Below are 16,634 nucleotides of genomic sequence, written 5' to 3' on the forward strand. Positions count from 1 at the left end.
GTTAAGGTTAATGAAAAAACTGAATTTTAGCGTAGTATTCACCAGCATATTACTCTTAGGCGGTTGCCAAACTTTAACCTCCCCTCAAAACTCACAACCGTCTCAGAAACCTAAACAAGCTGAGACTAAAACAACACCATCTCAAAAAGATGCCGATGGTATTAAAATTACGCCTTATGATCGACCCGAAATTAAACGGGAACAATTACAAATTGTTATTCCTGAACAGAAAAGCTCAACTCAAAAATTCGATGATGGCCGCCAACTTCCCGCATTTAAAAATCTAATGCAACAAACCCATCATGCATTTCGTCAAGCAAAATGGAGTGAAGCTGAGAAAGCCGCACTCCAAGCACAAAGACTTGCCCCTCAATCTGCAGAGACCTATATGTATCTCGCGATGATTGCCAATCAAAAAAATGAGGCAAAAAATGCTGAATCGTTGGCAAAACGAGGTCTCAGTTATGCTCAAACAGCAACGATGAAGCGACAACTTTGGCAAATTATTTTGAAATCAGGTCAACTCCAAAAAAATCAAAAACTCATCCAAGAAGCACAAAACCAAATCAAGAAATTTTGATTTAAGCATGAGTTTTACTTTTTAATGCCTTTAAAAAGCACGAATACCAGCAATTCCATAAGCTCCATGTTGTATGGCCTGATCTAATAATTCAGGCTTCATACCGCCTAGCGCATAAACTGGTATATGTATATCTTTTGATAACAATTCAAACTGCGTCCAACCTAAGGATGCTTGCTGAGGATGCGATGTTGTACACAGTACTGGACTTAAAAATATTGCATCAAAACCTAACGCTACAGCTCGACTGACACTAGAATGGTCATGACAGGATGCGATGCGTTTAATGCCCTTCCATTCCTCCATAAATGAATCAGAATTTAATTGCATCAATTGATCATGTTTAAATTGTACGGCAAATACTTTTTTTTGATTTGATTCTGATAATCCTATCCACACATCACGATTGATAATGAGCTGATCCAGTTGATTATACTGGTTGAGTTGCAGCGCAAAATCTAAAGCATTTTCAGTTCTCAAATAGCTAACTCGATTAAGATCAATGGTTGTATCGAGACGATCTATATTTTTTATTGCAATTTTATTCGGCCAGAGTAGTCGTTTAACAATGGCATCATTAGCTTTAGGAAAATTCAAAATGGTTAGTGCTGAACGATCATGCCATGTCCAAGGACTTTGAATATGATCTAGTAGAGACTGATCAACATAAGCCTGATAAATGTTCAATTTTACGATTAGATCTTCATATTCATGCGTAATAAGATCAAATAAATAGACATGATCTAGAAAAATTCCCACCTCTTCTTGAACTTCACGCTGGCAAGCTTGTTCAGGAGTTTCTCCTAACTCGACTTTCCCTCCAGGAAACTCAGCTTTCCCCCCCTGATGTAAAGAGGCTTCTCTCCACCCTACAAGAACTTGATTTTTATGGAATAACAACGCTATAGAAACATTAATCGTTTTTTTTGACATGATTATCTTTCAAAAAATGAGTACTTAATTGTAAGCATTTTATGTTTTTTTATAAATGAGAAAAATTATCGTTGACAGCTCTATTCGATAATGATTATCATTTAAATAGTTCACCACATACCACGGAGTCCAAGGAATGAACGCACCATTTAGCTTATTCACACGTAATAACGAAAACCACCAAGCATTACCAATGCTTCACTCAAATAATCTATTTGCTCTAGGCAGAGAAATTCGCATTATGCATGCAGGAGAAGAATATCGCCTTCGTCTCACACGAAATAATCGACTCATTTTGACAAAATAAAAATTCTAAAATTTGATAATAATAATCGTGGAACTAAGCAGTATGAATCAGCGCATACTGCTTCTTTAATTTTATTTCTTCAACTTTATAGACACTGGTTTTAATGAAATTTTATTTCAACTTTTAACCCACCTAACTTCGATTTCTTAAATACAATCTCGGCTTGATGTAATTCGACAATTTTACGGCAAATTGATAATCCTAATCCTGAGCCCGTTGTACGTGTGCCTAACTGACGATAAAATCTTTCTCCCAGCCGATCAATCACTGTTTGCTCAATGCCGTGACCTTCATTTTCAATCACAAATAGAATTTCATTATTATTTTGTTTGATTAAAATATCAACGATTCCATTCTGTGGCGTATAGCGGATTGCATTATCGACTAAATTTCGGATGCAGCTAAACATTAACTCAGGATTTGCATTAATCGCATGATTTCCTAACTCAGTTTTAAACTGAATGTTTTTTTCTTGGCTCAAAGGTTGTACTGAATGTAAAACCTCTTTCGTCAAACGGTCTAAATCTATGGACTGTATCGGTACATCTTGCGTTGAAGATGGGTCAAGTCTAGCCAACAAAAGTAAATTTTCTAAAATATTTGAGCCTCTACTCACATCTTTTAGAATCTGCTCTAAGTCTTGTGACAAATCCTCATGATCAGACTGGTATTTTCGTTTTAAAAGTTGTAACCGCATTTGAATCGCTGAAAGTGGCGACCTTAATTCATGGGATGCATCTGCTGTAAAACGTTGTTCCGCAGTAATTGCCCGATCTAAACGCTCCATCATTTGGTTTATTTGACTCACAATAGGTTGCAGTTCTTTTAGTTCTGGTTTTGAAGGTGTAATCGGTGATAAATCCTTAACGGTCTTTTGCGATATTAATTTTGAAAGTTGGTGAATAGATCGAAACTGACGTCGTATAATAAAGTGTAGAATAAACCATTGAATGCCCCATAAAATAATGAGAACACCACCGTAGCCCAGCAAACTTTTGAATAACTGATCAACACGCGCTGACATGGGTTGAAGCATAGTTAGAATTTGCTGATCGCTTTGCTCACTGTAATAACGAAATAATCGTCCTTCTAGCCAAACAAAACCAAAGTGATCATTCTGAAAAAAGACCTTGGAACCAATTTGACTGAAAGCAAGGTCTTGCGATTCAATCAAAATAAGTTCATCGAGCTTTAATTCATATTTGATATCAAATTGTTCACTTAAATCATCTAACTCATTTCCCACATGACTTGAAATATCACTGATCAAAATCAAATCGGCGATTTCATCCATCATATTGTCATGGGTCTGCATGTTCTGGTAAAGCGAGATCACCAATAAAAGAATTAATGCGACAACGCCCGCCAACATCGAACTGAGCATTGAAGACTTAACAAGACGATTCTGTAAAGAAATAGGGTGCTGATCCAACACTGTTCTACCTTAAGTCTGATCTAGATTCATTCGATAACCTAATCCACGAATCGTTTTAATCATGGTTGAGCCTATTTTTTTCCGAATCTGATAAATAAAAACTTCAACTGCATTACTTTCAATTTCATCACCCCAAGCATATAAGGACTCTTCTAGTTGCTCACGTGTCACAACACGTTCAGGATGTTGCATTAACTTATATAAAATTTGGTACTCTTTCGCTGTGAGATTGACAATTTCTGAATTTAATTTAACAACTTTGGCTTGGGGGTCCAAACTCACGGATCCAAACATTAGGATTTGAGACGTGCCTTTGTGCTGAGTACGTAGTTGTGCTCTCACTCTCGCCGAGAGCTCATCTAAACTGAATGGTTTAACTAGATAATCATTAGCCCCCAAATCAAGTCCTCCAACACGATCTTGGATACTGTCTTGGGCTGTAATAAAAATAACTGGTGTATTGTGTTGGTGTTTTCTTAAATGTGTCAGAATGTCATCACCAGTTGCTTTCGGTAATCCACGATCAAGTAATAAACAATCATATTGATGCTGCTCAATTGCTAATATCGCATGATCTCCACGCTCGACCCAATCAACACTATATCCATCCATTTCTAACCAAGCTTTGATACTTTCAGCTTGTGACACATCATCTTCTGCTAATAATATACGCATGTCTCTCTTCACTAAGCCACAATTCATTCACTATAAAGTTTTTCAAAAAAAGATGCATAAAAAAACCACATTTCTGGAGAATGTGGTTTTTTTGGTTTGAGTACTTAAAAGCCATAAATCAAATACTCAATTCAGTAAATAGCTCATTAAAATTGAACTTGATCTACATCAATTTCTACACGCTTAGCAGGCTTATAATCAATATCCACTTCACCAGTTAATACCACAGGTGTTTTTGCAGAGATTGGTTTACCTTGCCAAAGTTCATCATCAATATCCACAGTGATCACACCTGTGCTATCGCGGAATTGATATTTTTCATCACCAGTTGCCTTAACAATATAGCCTTTTAATTTCACTGGCGTATCATCTTTGGCAGTTAAAGCACTTTTAACAGTCGTAATTGCTTGTGGTGCAATGGCTGCATGATTAACAGCACTTTGGTTCACTGCCGTATTAGCCATTGCAAATGTAGTTGCACCGACTAAAGCTGTCGCAATTAAAGCTTGATTAAACATTTTCATTTTCTATACCTTTTCAAGTGATGTTTGTTTCGATAAAGCTATTAAAACAAACAATGCTGAAGCGAATCTTAAGAAATATGAATATTTATTAATCTTTGACAATTAACTTAGTGGTACGACTCTTAGCACCTCTTCTAATGTCGTTACCCCTTCAAGGACTTTTCGAGCACCCGCAATACGCAACGGCTCTACACCTTCTTTTTTTGCGTGAGCACGTAATTCATCTAAATTAAGATTAGCACTGATTTTTTGTTTTGTTTCTAGAGACACAGGCATAAATTCATATATACCCACCCGCCCCTTATACCCTGTGTGACGACAATGTTCACAGCCTTTGGCATGATACACTTGAGCAGGCATCTTTACTAAATAGCCATAGGTCAGATGCTCCCATTCTTGAGCATTAATTTCCCGTTTTTCTTTACAATGAGAACATAATTTTCTGACTAGCCTTTGCGCCAAAACCCCTAAGATTGTTGCCGCTGTTAAAAATGGCTGCACCCCTAGATCATGTAAACGAGTCAAGCTTGAAGGTGCATCGTTTGTATGAAGTGTTGAAAGTACGAGATGACCTGTTAATGCAGCTTGAATCGCCATATTTGCTGTATCTTGGTCTCGGATTTCCCCAACCATGATAATGTCTGGATCTTGGCGCATAAGGGCACGTACACCATCGGCGAAATGAAGATCAATTGCAGGGTTTACCTGCATCTGATTGAAGCTCGGCTCTATCATCTCAATAGGATCTTCAATCGTACAAACATTTAATTGCTCAGTCGCAAGTTGTTTCATTGATGAATACAGGGTTGTGGTTTTACCTGAACCAGTTGGACCTGTCACTAAAATGATGCCGTGACTATTTTTGGTAATGGCATTCCATTGCTCTAGCAGTTTTCCTTCAAAACCCAGTTGTTGGAAACTCCTCACTAATACTTCAGGATCAAAAATTCGCATTACCATTTTTTCGCCTGCTGCAGTAGGCAGAGTTGATAAACGTAGTTCAGTTTCTTGACCCTTAGGAGTACGCGTTTTTAATCGCCCATCCTGAGGACGTCGTTTTTCTGCAACGTTCATACGACCCAGAATTTTAATACGAGAAATTACTGCCGTGAGTGTATTGCTGGGCATGTTATAAATCGTATGCAGCACACCATCGATACGGAATCTAACACGTCCTTTCTCCGCACGAGGCTCAAGATGAATATCACTCGCACCCTGTTCAAAGGCAAATTGAAGCAACCAGTCGACTAATTTTACGATGTGCTGATCGTTGGCATCAGGATTTTGACTATCACCCAATTGTAAAAGGGATTCAACACCTCGGCTCTGTCGGTCGTAAGCTCCTGAATATTGAGAAGAGTTTACTGCTCGGCTCACTTGATAATATTCAATCAAGTAACGTTGTAACTGCTCTGGATTCAGTAAAACCTTAACAATTTTTTTAGGACTTAAGCTCTTTTCTAAATTCTTAACCCAATCATCCAAGAATGGTTGATCTGTACCAATTAAGATCTGATCAGGATGCACCTCCACCGCTAGAATTTTATTTTTGAATGCATATTCTTGTGACATGACCTGAGTCAGTGCTGCAACATCTGCTTTAAGCGGGTCAATCACATAATATTGGAGTTGTGTTTTTAATGCTAACCACTCACATAAGCGTTGCAATGTTAACTTATGTTGAGGTTGAACTTGATCTACCAATTCAAAATGAGCAATCCACTGCAATGGATGCCATTTAAATTGATCTTTTTGGCGGTGTCGGGTTTGTATGAGCAACTTATCTCGCTCTAAAATACGACCATCTTTTAGTAGTTGTTCTAAACACCATGTTGTATCAATTTCAAAATTAAAATTCATTCAAATTGCCCCATTCCTTGAGCCCAACTATAGCAAATTCTTTATTCAACATTAGCCTTTAGCCTATTCAGAATTTACAATTAAATTCATTAGATCAAATTCAGCTTTAAATACATCAGTCCAACAATTTATTCGTTTGCACAAAGTTCAAGTGCAACGATCTCAACCTCAATATCCACTTTAAATTTGACATTTAAGAGGCCGAAACTTAGCCCATAAATTCGCTCAGGATCATTTTGATAAGATGGTCTTGGATCAAATGACAAAACTTGTTCCAATTCCTTGATTAAACTTTCAGCGACACATTGTTGATCCAACTGTTGATTTCGCTGAATTTCAGCAGTTTTTGACCAAACAACTTTTTTTTGAATTGGCTTATCCTGTGCATAACCGCTCGTCGCCTCAACCAAGGCATCAGAATATTGAATATATGGTTTGATATCGATAACGGGTGTTCCATCTAGTAAATCACTGCCAGACACATACAATCTCAAAGAATCACCTTCTTTAAAAAGTTTTTTGAATTGTACGACTGACATGCCGATAGGTGCTGGACGGTACATGCTTCTTGTCGCAAAGACTCCCACTTTTTTATTTCCACCTAAACGTGGTGGTCTAACTTGAGGCTTAAATTTTTGATTATCCTGATTTTTATTATCGTGAAACTGCCAAATCAGCCATAAGTGACTGAAATCATGTATACCTTCAAAAGCCAGTTCATCATTATATGGCGCCAACAGTTCAATATAACTTTCAACATTTACTAAATTTGGCTGACGTGGAATACCAAACTTTTCTTTGTAGGGAGATCTCATTATACCAATCACAGGTAAAGTCAGCTCATTCATAATCACTTTTTTTGATAAGCTCAATTAAATATATTCAGTTTATCGAGAATGGTTTTAGTTTAGAATAGCAAGCTGTTCTAATTTGATAATTTATTGAGACCTTTAATGGCTGCTTTTAACGTCGAAAAGATTACTCACGTACACCACTGGAATGACACATTATTCAGTTTTAAAACGACTCGCGATACAGCATTGCGTTTTAAAAATGGTCAATTTGTGATGATTGGTTTAGAAGTCAATGGCAAGCCTTTAATGCGTGCATATTCGATTGCTAGCGCGAACTATGAAGAAGAACTTGAGTTTTTCTCTATTAAAGTTCCAGATGGTCCTTTGACATCAATCCTACAAAAAGTAAAAGTTGGTGATGAAATTTTAGTTTCTAAAAAACCGACTGGTACACTTGTTCTTGATGATTTAAATCCTGGTAAAAACTTGTATCTTTTATCATCAGGTACTGGTTTAGCTCCTTTCCTTTCGACTATCCGTGATCCAGAAACTTATGAGCGTTTCGAGAAAATCATCGTTGTACACGGTACACGTTATATCTCAGAGTTGGCGTATCAAGACCTTATTCAAAATGAAATTCCAAACCATGAGTTCTTTGGGGAACTTGGTGCGAAAGAAAAGTTAATTTATTACCCAACAGTTACACGCGAAGACTTCCATACTCAAGGTCGTGTTACAACTGCGATTGAAACTGGTGCTCTTTTCGAGAAAATCGGCTTACCTCGTTTTAATCCTGAAACTGACCGTGCAATGTTATGTGGTTCTCCTGCATTCCTTGACGATGTAGCTGCACTTCTTGATCAACATGGCTTAAAAGAATCTCCACGTATGGGTGTTCTTGGTGATTATGTGATTGAACGTGCTTTTGTTGAAAAATAAAATTACGTACAATAAAAAAACCGAGCTTTTTTGCTCGGTTTTTTTTTATTGAGTGTTATATTTACCCTATTATTTAAATCGATTTTATCTTGATTTAACTCTGTAGCAACTTTATTCAGCAATGTTGAACTAGAAGCAATATCGTCATTTCAAATATTCAACATTCACAGTAATCACTAACACTTAGTTTCTAATGTATTAACTTTAATACTAGTAAACAATAGGGTTCTTTCATAAATCATTTTTTACTCAGTTCTAAATTATAAATCCCTGCGATTAAACTGAATCTTAATCCCAATCTTTTGCCTCGATTACGGTATCGCTCAGCAAGGATTCTAAAGGTCTTCAAAGTCCCAAATACATGCTCAATCCCAATTCTTCTTTTATTGATTTCTTGATTGTAAACTTTTAGCTCAGGTTCTAGTTTACAGTGCTTTTTTGCTTTTAATGGCAATAGACTATTTGGATACACCGTATAAATCCTTTGATAGCCTTTATCTGCAAGGATAAAAGACCCTTTAGGAATTTGATTCAGGTTGCGTTTGAAGAGCTCGAAATCATGTACTGCACCACGACTCGTACATAAACTCAGAATTTGCTGAGTCTTAGAGTGGATGATGGCTTGTACTTTGAAAGTATGAGCTTTCTTCTTACCACTATAGCTTTTCTTCTGTTTTTTTAGGTCTTTGTATTGGAATTTCTGTGGCATCTACGATCACCACATTCCAGTCGATACCTTCACCTTCAGGCAAACTCTTGGGTAAGTTAAATAGATTGGACTTGATCAGGCAATCCTCTACGTGGCGGACGATTCTTGAAGCAGTAGGCTCTGACACACCATAACTCGTTGCGACATGAAACAATGTTCGATATTCACGCCAATAACTTAAGCACAGAAGGATTTGATCTTCTACACTTAACTTAGATGGTCTACCTTTAGCAGGTACAAGCATTTTTAGCTGTTTAGCGGCTTTGTTGCACAAAGATTTGAAATGCAAAGCGCCCCTAATTGAGCCAAATTTAAGGCGTAACTTGGGTAAGTGGTCGACCTAATTCCGTAAATCTGTTGAGGACTGCTACACGTGCATGAATTTCATTCACCTGACTAGGAAAGCTTCTTGCCATTAATTTATCGCCTAATAATTTGATGCAATGCATCTTGGTTTCCACCAAACTGCGGCGATGATAGCCTGACCATTTTTTCCATAATGTCCTGCCTAAACGTTTAACTGTTCGAAGTAATTCATTTCGCTCTAGCGAGCAACTCTTTGTATCTTTCCATGGTTTCGCATTTTTTCTAGGTGGAATCACCGCATGTGCTTGCCGATCTGCAATGACCTGACGGCATTGCTTGGTGTCATAAGCTCCATCGGTATAAACAGAGTCAATCTGCTCATCTTGTGGAATCTGATTAAGTAAATCACCAAGCACCTGTGAATCACTGACATTATTGGTTGTGAGCTGAATAGCGCGTATTTGTAGGGTTTTGGCATCTATAGCAATATGTAGCTTACGCCATTGGCGACGATATTCAGGTCCATGTTTCTTACGTTTCCATTCACCCTCACCTAGAAACTTCAAGCCTGTAGAGTCCATGAGTAGATGCAGCCCATAGTTACTTTTTTGGTAGCTGATTGCAATATCAATATACTTTTGTCTTCTACAAAGCGTACTGTAATCTGGCGCTGTCCAATTTAATCCGCAAAGTTTAATCAGACTTTGCACAAAGCCAGTGACCATACGTAAAGACAGACGAAATAAGGATTTAATCATTAAGCAGCATCGGATGGCTGCGTCGGAGTAGGTTTTATTTCGTCCTTGTTTGCCTTTTGATAGAGCATACCATTGCGTAGTAGGATCAAACCAAATGGCAATATTTCCGCGATTAATGAGTGCTCGGTTATATGCGGGCCAATTGGTTGTGCGGTAGATTTTGTGTGTAGGCTTCTTCATTTGAAAATTATATGGCTGAAGAAGCCCTTAAGAATAGCTTTCTGCAACAAAGCCGGTCTGACATAAAAAGTTCAAGTGCACGCTCAGCAGCGGTGAGCATCTGCTCAAAAGCATCGACTAGTTCTTTAAAATACTCTGCTGAGCTGTAGCGTTCTAATAAATAGATTTCTTGAGGATGAATCTTAAACTTAGACATTATTTCTTATTCGTCACTTCCAAATACCAAATTGTTTCCCCCCAATCACTTTCATAATTTGGAAAGATCTCACCCTGTTTAAAATATTGCCGTGAATTTGATTTCGCTGTTGTATACCAATATCCAGCTTTAGGACAAACCCGCCCAGCCGCCATATTTAGTTTTTCAGTTGATTCAATTTCGGGTTGATTGGCTTGTTTTCCTATATTTTCTATATCAAAAATATAATTCTTTTCTTCTTCGGGTATGGTTCCATCTATATAGCGATTGTCTTCCCAAATTAAACGCCATTTAACATCATACCAATCGTCAGTGCCTTCCAATTTATATTGGGTTGCTTCTGTCCCTTCTAAAAAGTAGTTTGGACATCCAACATAAATATTATAGTCAGAATCATTGGTTAATTTTTGATAGACAGGTTTTTCGAACCATGGTTCATAAATGCCTGAAATTTGGATTTCTTCACCTGAATGAATTTGACCTTTTGAGCTTTCATTATAATTTGGGCAAGGGATGATCGGTTCAACGATTTGCTTACATGGTGGCCAGTTTAGTTTACTAAATAAAGATTCATAGCTCCATTTCTTATAATAAATTCGATTATTATTTGGTACATCATATGAAACGTTATACAAAGTATTAACTGTGATACCCTCCATAGCTCTTGCTATCAATAATTTTAAAATATATCGTGTGTGGTCATGTTCAATAAAAATATTTCCATTTGGCTCTTGACCTATGCCTAGGTTTTGATAAAAAACATCATATAGCAAGCCATGTTCATCACCATAGCGACCAAAAATCCTCCCCTGAATATTCCCTTCAAAATAAAGATCATATGCTTCTTTTTTGAATTTGCTTTTTCTCAGTTCTGTTAAACCTTTTTCTGTATCACTTAGATCACTCAAATAATATAATAATTCTTCTTCATGACTCTCCTTAAAGCCTTCAGGTTCATTTAATAAGTTTAGAGGAGGATGCCTTAATTGTTGCTCAAATGCGTCTACAAATTCTTTCTCCAGTTCATATGCAACATATAAATACCGATAACTGGTATATTTTTTCATGAGATAAAAAGTTTGGTCTCTCGCTTTCTGATCAATGATATACATCATAAATTCCCTTAATTCGCCTTACTTTGCTCATGCTTAGTATTTGCTCGACCTGTCGCAGACACACCACGAGCTACCTGACCCTGTTGAACAGTTTTCTGTGCTTTTTCTCTTGCCGCCAAATACGCAACCGTATCTTCTAATTTTTTTGGAAGAATGGCATCATTCCAATTGGTTTTTTGAATTTTAACCATGTTTTCAATATATTGCCTGATCGGCTGATTGTCTGGGTGGCCAAAATCTATATATAACTGTTTTTCACCACCAGCTAACAACAATCCACTGCCTTGCATTTTTTCTAAATCAAGTTGCTCTGCAACCTGACCTTCCCATACTTTTAAGCCTTGCCAATTTTTAGGTACAACAATATTTAATTTTTCTAACTCAGCTATGGTAGGTATACGGTCTAGGGCCACAAATATACCATTTTTAGACCAGTCACTTTTTACAGCATAATCAAAACGCCATGCTGTGCCATTAATTGGCATTTTATCCGCCCAATACGCACCAGATTTATATGGTTTTTTTTGATCAATGATTCGTTTCCAGCCAACTCTAGCACCAGGTTTATATAACTTTGCTTCAATATTAGCTTTCTGACTAAATGAGGCTATTACATAATATTTTAAAACATCATTTGTCGCAGAATCATTTTTCTTCTTAGCTAAATCCGGCCATCCCTCTTTATGAATATAATGACTTAAAGATGCTGGTTTATGTCCTTTACTTGGAATCGTTTTTCTAGCAGTAGAAGCTAAACGTGCTTCCGTGGTTAAAACCTTAGTTTCTCCACCACCTATCTTTGCACCAGCTTTATTCATTTTGTTGATCATTTCAGATCGAACTTTATTTAATGCACTGTCCAACTCTTTAATTGCAGAAGGAATCATTTTATCTGCGAGTTTGGCAAGTTTATCTAACTCAGGTAAAAATGAGTTTAATTGTTGTTGTACATGCTTAGGTAGAACAACGCCCGTTTTTGATAAGAAAAACTGAATCGAGGATTTTAATCACGCAATAAATTTTTTAAACTCGGATAAAATTTTAGTTTGGTATTTTGAAAATTTTAGTGTGTTTAAAAATTTAATTGGGTCTCCACAACCCATTTTTTTTAACGCAGCTTTAATTTCAACTCGATCTTCTGTGGAAATAATTTGCACTAAGGTGGATGTCTTTATTACTTTCTATGGCAATGGAACTTGGTGAAGCCAAGAGCATGATCGCTTGTTTAAAGGTAGCGGCTTTGCTTTGGTCTTCGCTCTCTAAGTTTTTGAGGTAGCCCTGTAGGTTTTCGAGTAAGCTCAGTGGATCAGTTTGTTGATTTTTTGCCACTTCACTGAGGTCTTTCGCTTGTTCCTGTTTGTAGGTAGAGATGAGTATACCTTCTCCTGCACGCACTGCCCCCTTTGATCTGTTCTGAGTTCAAAGATTTCATCATAAGGGGTAGCATGACAAAGCCTTCAATTAAATAAAAGCCTAGAATAACTTTCTATTCTTCACCGTCATATACCCAATATTCTTCGCCCCAATTTTTACTAGATTTATTCATTATGGTTCCTTTGGTGAAATACAGTCGTTTTCCTTTATCATTAGATAAAATCCAATAACCTGTTCTTGGGCATAATTCTCCCCCTATAACTTTTAAATCAGGTGTAGCAAAAGTATCTACATCCTCAACCCCAATATCTTCAAACTCACCTTCTATTAACTCAACAAAGTACCAACTACAATCAGCCTTAGAAAAAACATTATTTGCAATCAACTCTGAGGCCAATGTTAATTGAGTATCATGACGTAGTTTTACATATCCAAAATCATCATCAATTTTTTTCTTTTTAATATTTTCAATTGCAAATTTTCTAAGTTCTTCAGAGGGAGTCCATGCTGTGTATTCATTAAACTTAGAAAATAAGTCCTTTCCTAAAGCATTTAATGTCTCACACTCTTCTAATTGTCCACGTGTAAAACTATTTTCATCACGATAAGTCCAAGCAAATTGTGGTACGCCATATCGATCACCCACAGGAATATATACCCCTGTCTTTGCTATAGGTTCTCCACTATTTACTCGTATGTCTGTGCGAAGCTTAAATTTAGGTACTTTATGTTCAAAAACTCCTAGTTCTTTAATTACTTCAAATAAACTATATAAACTCCATGATCTTGGTGATTTAACACACGAATCGTAATAACTGCATAATCTGTATAATTCATCAAAGCGCGTTTTAAAATCTGTTTCTTCTTCTTCTGACATCCAGTTGGGTTGAAACTCGCCTAACATGCGTGCTGTATTATATGCAGCTGTCCGGTCGTATTTTTCCTGTTTCGTCTGTTCTATAATTCTAATTAAATCTATTCTGAAATCGAGTAAAGATGGGTAAGCATAGGTACTCCAATTGGCTGAGCTATCCCCCATTTCCCATCCCTCTTGCAAGAGGACACGATCACGATACTGCTGATCAGCCAAATCAATTACTCCACCAGTATATTGAATCAAATCATCCAGTTTGGTCAGTAACATTTCCAAATAAGGTCGTGAAGTAACATAATAGATTAGGGCAACTGATTGTTTTTGAAAACGAGTCAATTGTTGTTCTATATTTTGCATTATAATCATCTCCTAATTTTATCTATTAATCACTTGTCCAGATATATTCGGAAGACCAATTCTGACATCTTTTAACTGCTCATCAAAATCAGTCATGCCCCAACCTGTATCATAAGGACCATGAATATTCGGTTCCTTAATTTTGCTCCGAACTGCCTGATATTTAGCTTTCTCGGCTGGAGATAAACTATTATACGCATCCCGTCTTATTGGAGATTTAAGTGATAAACGTCCATAAGTATCCACAGGATAATAAATGGTATTGTCAAACTTTCCTTCTTTGAAAATGATCTGCTCCCAACCACCTGATAGATGATAATCATCTCCTAGAGATTTTTTAGTTTGACTTGAGGCAGGCCCACGCCAAACCTTAATGGATTGACCTGCAGGAATATCATAAACAACAAACTGCCCATTTGCATTCCAGTCTGGCCAAACTGCAAGATATTTACGCCATGCCGCTTTCGGGTCAGGACTATTCTTAATTTTAACAAAGACATCTTCTGTGATCCAACATTCACCAAATGCACCATTTGCAGGTGAAGTTACACGGTATAATCTAGCAGGTCCTGTGATGATATCTGCGGACAACTTACTAAATGAAGCAATATTATAATCTGCTAAAGGGGGATAACCATCCTCCACCATTGCATTAACCGTCTTTCTTTTACTAGCAGGCTCTAATGGTGCATGTTCTAAACTTCCCGAGCTTAACCAAGTTGGTCGTGGCTTTTTAGTACGCATTAAAGTAATGGCACGTGCTTCTGGTAATGTACCTCTGAAATGAACATTAGTCGTATTTCTCACTGCTGTTCGTTGCAGATATGACTCCATATCTAATCTATAAATAACTCTTGCCAATGCCTCATTAAGAGGTGCTAAAGCTTTTGCCAATGGGACATCTGCTGCATTTCGAATTTTCCTAACAATAGCGACAGTATTTTTAATTTTATCTTTTAATCCAGGAATATATTTTGCCTTATTGGTCAAATCGTCTAATAGTTTTATTCCTCGATCAAATGCTGCTAATAACTCCCGTGCACTGAGCCTATTTTTGACTTTTATAGTCTCATTCTTTAGATAAACCAAAATATCCACATTCGGTAGATATTTTTTAATATAATCTTGTACTTGCTTTTTCCTTAGAAACGTAACAACCCATGTCATAGCTGAGTCAACGGCTTTAACCACTGCTTTTCCACCGCTTCGTCTTACAAACAAGAAGAATATTTTAAGAACCCCTTTAACTAAACTCCCTAGACTTGGAAATAACCCTATTAAAGTTAGAGCTAAAGCAACCCAAGCCCATTGATCAGACATATCCTCATTTAGTTTTTTACAATTCGCCACTAAATCTCGGACATCACATATCTGGTCTACAAACGGAATCATAGAAATTGCAGCATCAAATACAATTTGCCCAGTACTACGATTTTCATTGAAGTCACCTTCAATGGCTTCTACCATCCACTCCCATATACTTTTTTCCTCTTGAAAATCTTTTTGCTCACCAGTCATCCAAGCTAATGCATCTCTAGCTTGTGTAGCATTAGGAATATTATTTGCCATTGTATATTTCCCCAGAATTAGAGATTGATGAGATGTCTTCAATTTCTAATAATTCTTCCAATGGGTCGGCATTTCTTTCTTTACCTTCTTGAGTTTCATACACTACTTTTTTTATAGTTTCTGGCGGTATATTTTCATGCCTTGTAAATCCATTAGCATCCAGTTTTCCTACTAATGTTGTTCCATTTTTGAAGAAAATTTTATAACCATTATTTGCAACTCCCTTTCTTGTTTCAGGGTCACGATAATCTAATTCAATCCAATTCTTTATATCTGCACTCGGTAAATTTAGTGGTGTCAACTGAACATTCATACCACCTTTGAACAAATGCTGACCCGCTTTCACTTCAAACTTGCCAGCTGTGGTAGGTAAAACTCCCGAACTGCTAATTTCAATCTGTGAACCACCACCAATCAACACTATTTTTTTTGCCGCTTTAATTTCAATTCGATCTTCCGTCGAAATAATCTGTACACCCTTTCTTGCAATCAGATCAGCACCATCCCCTTGGGCTTGAATCTCGATCTTCCCTTTCCCTGCATACAATCGTGCCCCTTCTTGCGCTGCAAATAAGCTGATCTTTTTGCTGGCATGTCCGATAATGCTGTCTTGCGTGCTTGTGTTAATGCTTCTTTGTGCAATCTGGTTAATCTGCCCATCTGCACTGAGATGAATGTCTTCGTTACTTTCTACGGCAATTGAACTTGGTGAAGCCAAGAGCATGATCGCTTGTTTGAAGGCCGCGGCTTTGCTTTGATCTTCGCTCTCTAAGTTCTTGAGATAGCCCTGTAGGTTTTCGAGTAAGCTCAGTGGATCAGTCTGTTGATTCTTTGCCACTTCACTCAAAGCTTTGGCGTTGTTTAAGCTACTTTCGAGTTGTTGTTTGGCTTCGCTTGCATCGAGATGGTTGGCTTTGGCTTGTTCTTGTTTGTAGGTGGAGATGAGTATGCCTTCGCCTGCTCGTACTGCACCCCATTGGTCTGTTCTGAGTTCGAAGCCTTCGCCTCGTCCTTCACTTTCTGTGGTTGCTTTGGGATGACTGAGATTCCCTAGGTTGAGTTGGCTCGCCCCGTGGGTGTTTTGCAGTTGGGTGGAGATTTGTCCTGTGGTGTCATCAAAGCGGAGTTGTCCATAGCCTTCGCCTTGGA

General features: G+C 37.4%; 18 protein-coding genes and 1 pseudogene. 3 read left to right on the top strand and 16 right to left on the bottom strand.

Annotated features, from left to right (window positions below):
• Positions 1-10: 10 nt before the first annotated feature.
• A complete protein-coding gene (locus tag AC1M84_RS07170; protein WP_481593028.1) occupies positions 11-580 on the top strand; it encodes a tetratricopeptide repeat protein in 570 nt (189 codons plus the stop codon).
• Between the two features lie 30 nt (positions 581-610).
• On the opposite strand, the gene AC1M84_RS07175 is transcribed toward AC1M84_RS07170, so the two are convergent.
• Positions 611-1,513 carry a thiamine phosphate synthase gene (locus tag AC1M84_RS07175; RefSeq protein ID WP_481594731.1) on the bottom strand — a complete coding sequence of 301 codons (903 nt, stop codon included), beginning with the start codon at positions 1,511-1,513 and terminating at the stop codon, positions 611-613.
• Positions 1,514-1,649: 136 nt separating this feature from the next.
• Between AC1M84_RS07175 and hemP the strand changes: the two genes are divergently transcribed.
• The gene (gene hemP / locus AC1M84_RS07180; protein WP_035267337.1) at positions 1,650-1,820 is read left to right on the top strand and encodes a hemin uptake protein HemP; all 171 of its coding nucleotides are present in this window, start codon (positions 1,650-1,652) and stop codon (positions 1,818-1,820) included.
• A 100-nt stretch (positions 1,821-1,920) separates the two neighbouring features.
• On the opposite strand, the gene AC1M84_RS07185 is transcribed toward hemP, so the two are convergent.
• From AC1M84_RS07185 to tsaA, 5 genes are all read right to left on the bottom strand, one after another.
• Positions 1,921-3,255 carry a sensor histidine kinase gene (locus AC1M84_RS07185; RefSeq protein WP_481593030.1) on the bottom strand — a complete coding sequence of 445 codons (1,335 nt, stop codon included), beginning with the start codon at positions 3,253-3,255 and terminating at the stop codon, positions 1,921-1,923.
• A gap of 9 nt (positions 3,256-3,264) precedes the next feature.
• Positions 3,265-3,930 carry a response regulator transcription factor gene (locus AC1M84_RS07190; RefSeq protein ID WP_481590258.1) on the bottom strand — a complete coding sequence of 222 codons (666 nt, stop codon included), beginning with the start codon at positions 3,928-3,930 and terminating at the stop codon, positions 3,265-3,267.
• Positions 3,931-4,076: 146 nt separating this feature from the next.
• A complete protein-coding gene (locus AC1M84_RS07195) occupies positions 4,077-4,454 on the bottom strand; it encodes a NirD/YgiW/YdeI family stress tolerance protein (protein WP_481594732.1) in 378 nt (125 codons plus the stop codon).
• Positions 4,455-4,556: 102 nt separating this feature from the next.
• Positions 4,557-6,314: a type IV pilus assembly ATPase TfpB gene (tfpB, locus tag AC1M84_RS07200; RefSeq protein ID WP_035267342.1), complete on the bottom strand. Its 1,758-nt coding sequence runs from the start codon at positions 6,312-6,314 to the stop codon at positions 4,557-4,559.
• Between the two features lie 128 nt (positions 6,315-6,442).
• Positions 6,443-7,162 (bottom strand): tRNA (N6-threonylcarbamoyladenosine(37)-N6)-methyltransferase TrmO, encoded by a 720-nt coding sequence (gene tsaA, locus AC1M84_RS07205; RefSeq protein WP_481594733.1) that lies wholly within the window; start codon positions 7,160-7,162, stop codon positions 6,443-6,445.
• Between the two features lie 105 nt (positions 7,163-7,267).
• Here tsaA and AC1M84_RS07210 point away from each other — a divergent pair, with 105 nt between their 5' ends.
• Positions 7,268-8,047, top strand: a complete 780-nt coding sequence (locus AC1M84_RS07210; RefSeq protein WP_035267346.1) for a ferredoxin--NADP reductase — start codon at positions 7,268-7,270, stop codon at positions 8,045-8,047.
• A 238-nt stretch (positions 8,048-8,285) separates the two neighbouring features.
• Here AC1M84_RS07210 and AC1M84_RS07215 read toward each other — a convergent pair whose 3' ends face one another.
• From AC1M84_RS07215 to AC1M84_RS07260, 10 genes and pseudogenes are all read right to left on the bottom strand, one after another.
• The gene (locus AC1M84_RS07215) at positions 8,286-8,756 is read right to left on the bottom strand and encodes a transposase family protein (RefSeq protein WP_218947401.1); all 471 of its coding nucleotides are present in this window, start codon (positions 8,754-8,756) and stop codon (positions 8,286-8,288) included.
• Positions 8,704-9,045 carry a helix-turn-helix domain-containing protein gene (locus AC1M84_RS07220; RefSeq protein ID WP_481594734.1) on the bottom strand — a complete coding sequence of 114 codons (342 nt, stop codon included), beginning with the start codon at positions 9,043-9,045 and terminating at the stop codon, positions 8,704-8,706. The genes AC1M84_RS07215 and AC1M84_RS07220 overlap by 53 nt, the downstream gene beginning before the upstream one ends.
• 22 nt (positions 9,046-9,067) lie before the next feature.
• Positions 9,068-10,000 carry an IS5 family transposase gene (locus AC1M84_RS07225; RefSeq protein WP_481594735.1) on the bottom strand — a complete coding sequence of 311 codons (933 nt, stop codon included), beginning with the start codon at positions 9,998-10,000 and terminating at the stop codon, positions 9,068-9,070.
• Positions 10,001-10,007: 7 nt separating this feature from the next.
• Entirely contained in the window at positions 10,008-10,196 is a 189-nt protein-coding gene (locus AC1M84_RS07230; RefSeq protein ID WP_481594736.1) for a hypothetical protein, read from the bottom strand.
• A complete protein-coding gene (locus tag AC1M84_RS07235) occupies positions 10,196-11,308 on the bottom strand; it encodes an Imm72 family immunity protein (RefSeq protein WP_481594737.1) in 1,113 nt (370 codons plus the stop codon). The genes AC1M84_RS07230 and AC1M84_RS07235 overlap by 1 nt, the downstream gene beginning before the upstream one ends.
• Positions 11,309-11,319: 11 nt before the next feature.
• On the bottom strand, positions 11,320-12,129 hold the full coding sequence (locus tag AC1M84_RS07240) for a hypothetical protein (protein ID WP_481594738.1): 810 nt from the start codon (positions 12,127-12,129) through the stop codon (positions 11,320-11,322).
• A gap of 331 nt (positions 12,130-12,460) precedes the next feature.
• A pseudogene (locus AC1M84_RS07245) lies at positions 12,461-12,741 on the bottom strand (type VI secretion system Vgr family protein); the annotation flags it as partial.
• A 56-nt stretch (positions 12,742-12,797) separates the two neighbouring features.
• Positions 12,798-13,916, bottom strand: a complete 1,119-nt coding sequence (locus AC1M84_RS07250) for a hypothetical protein (protein WP_481594739.1) — start codon at positions 13,914-13,916, stop codon at positions 12,798-12,800.
• An 18-nt stretch (positions 13,917-13,934) separates the two neighbouring features.
• Positions 13,935-15,485, bottom strand: a complete 1,551-nt coding sequence (locus tag AC1M84_RS07255) for a hypothetical protein (protein WP_481594740.1) — start codon at positions 15,483-15,485, stop codon at positions 13,935-13,937.
• The coding region (locus tag AC1M84_RS07260; protein WP_481594741.1) for a DUF2345 domain-containing protein at positions 15,475-16,634 on the bottom strand (1,160 nt) is incomplete at its 5' end. The genes AC1M84_RS07260 and AC1M84_RS07255, both read right to left, overlap by 11 nt.

The organism is Acinetobacter sp. 24-47-66, assembly GCF_056779755.1.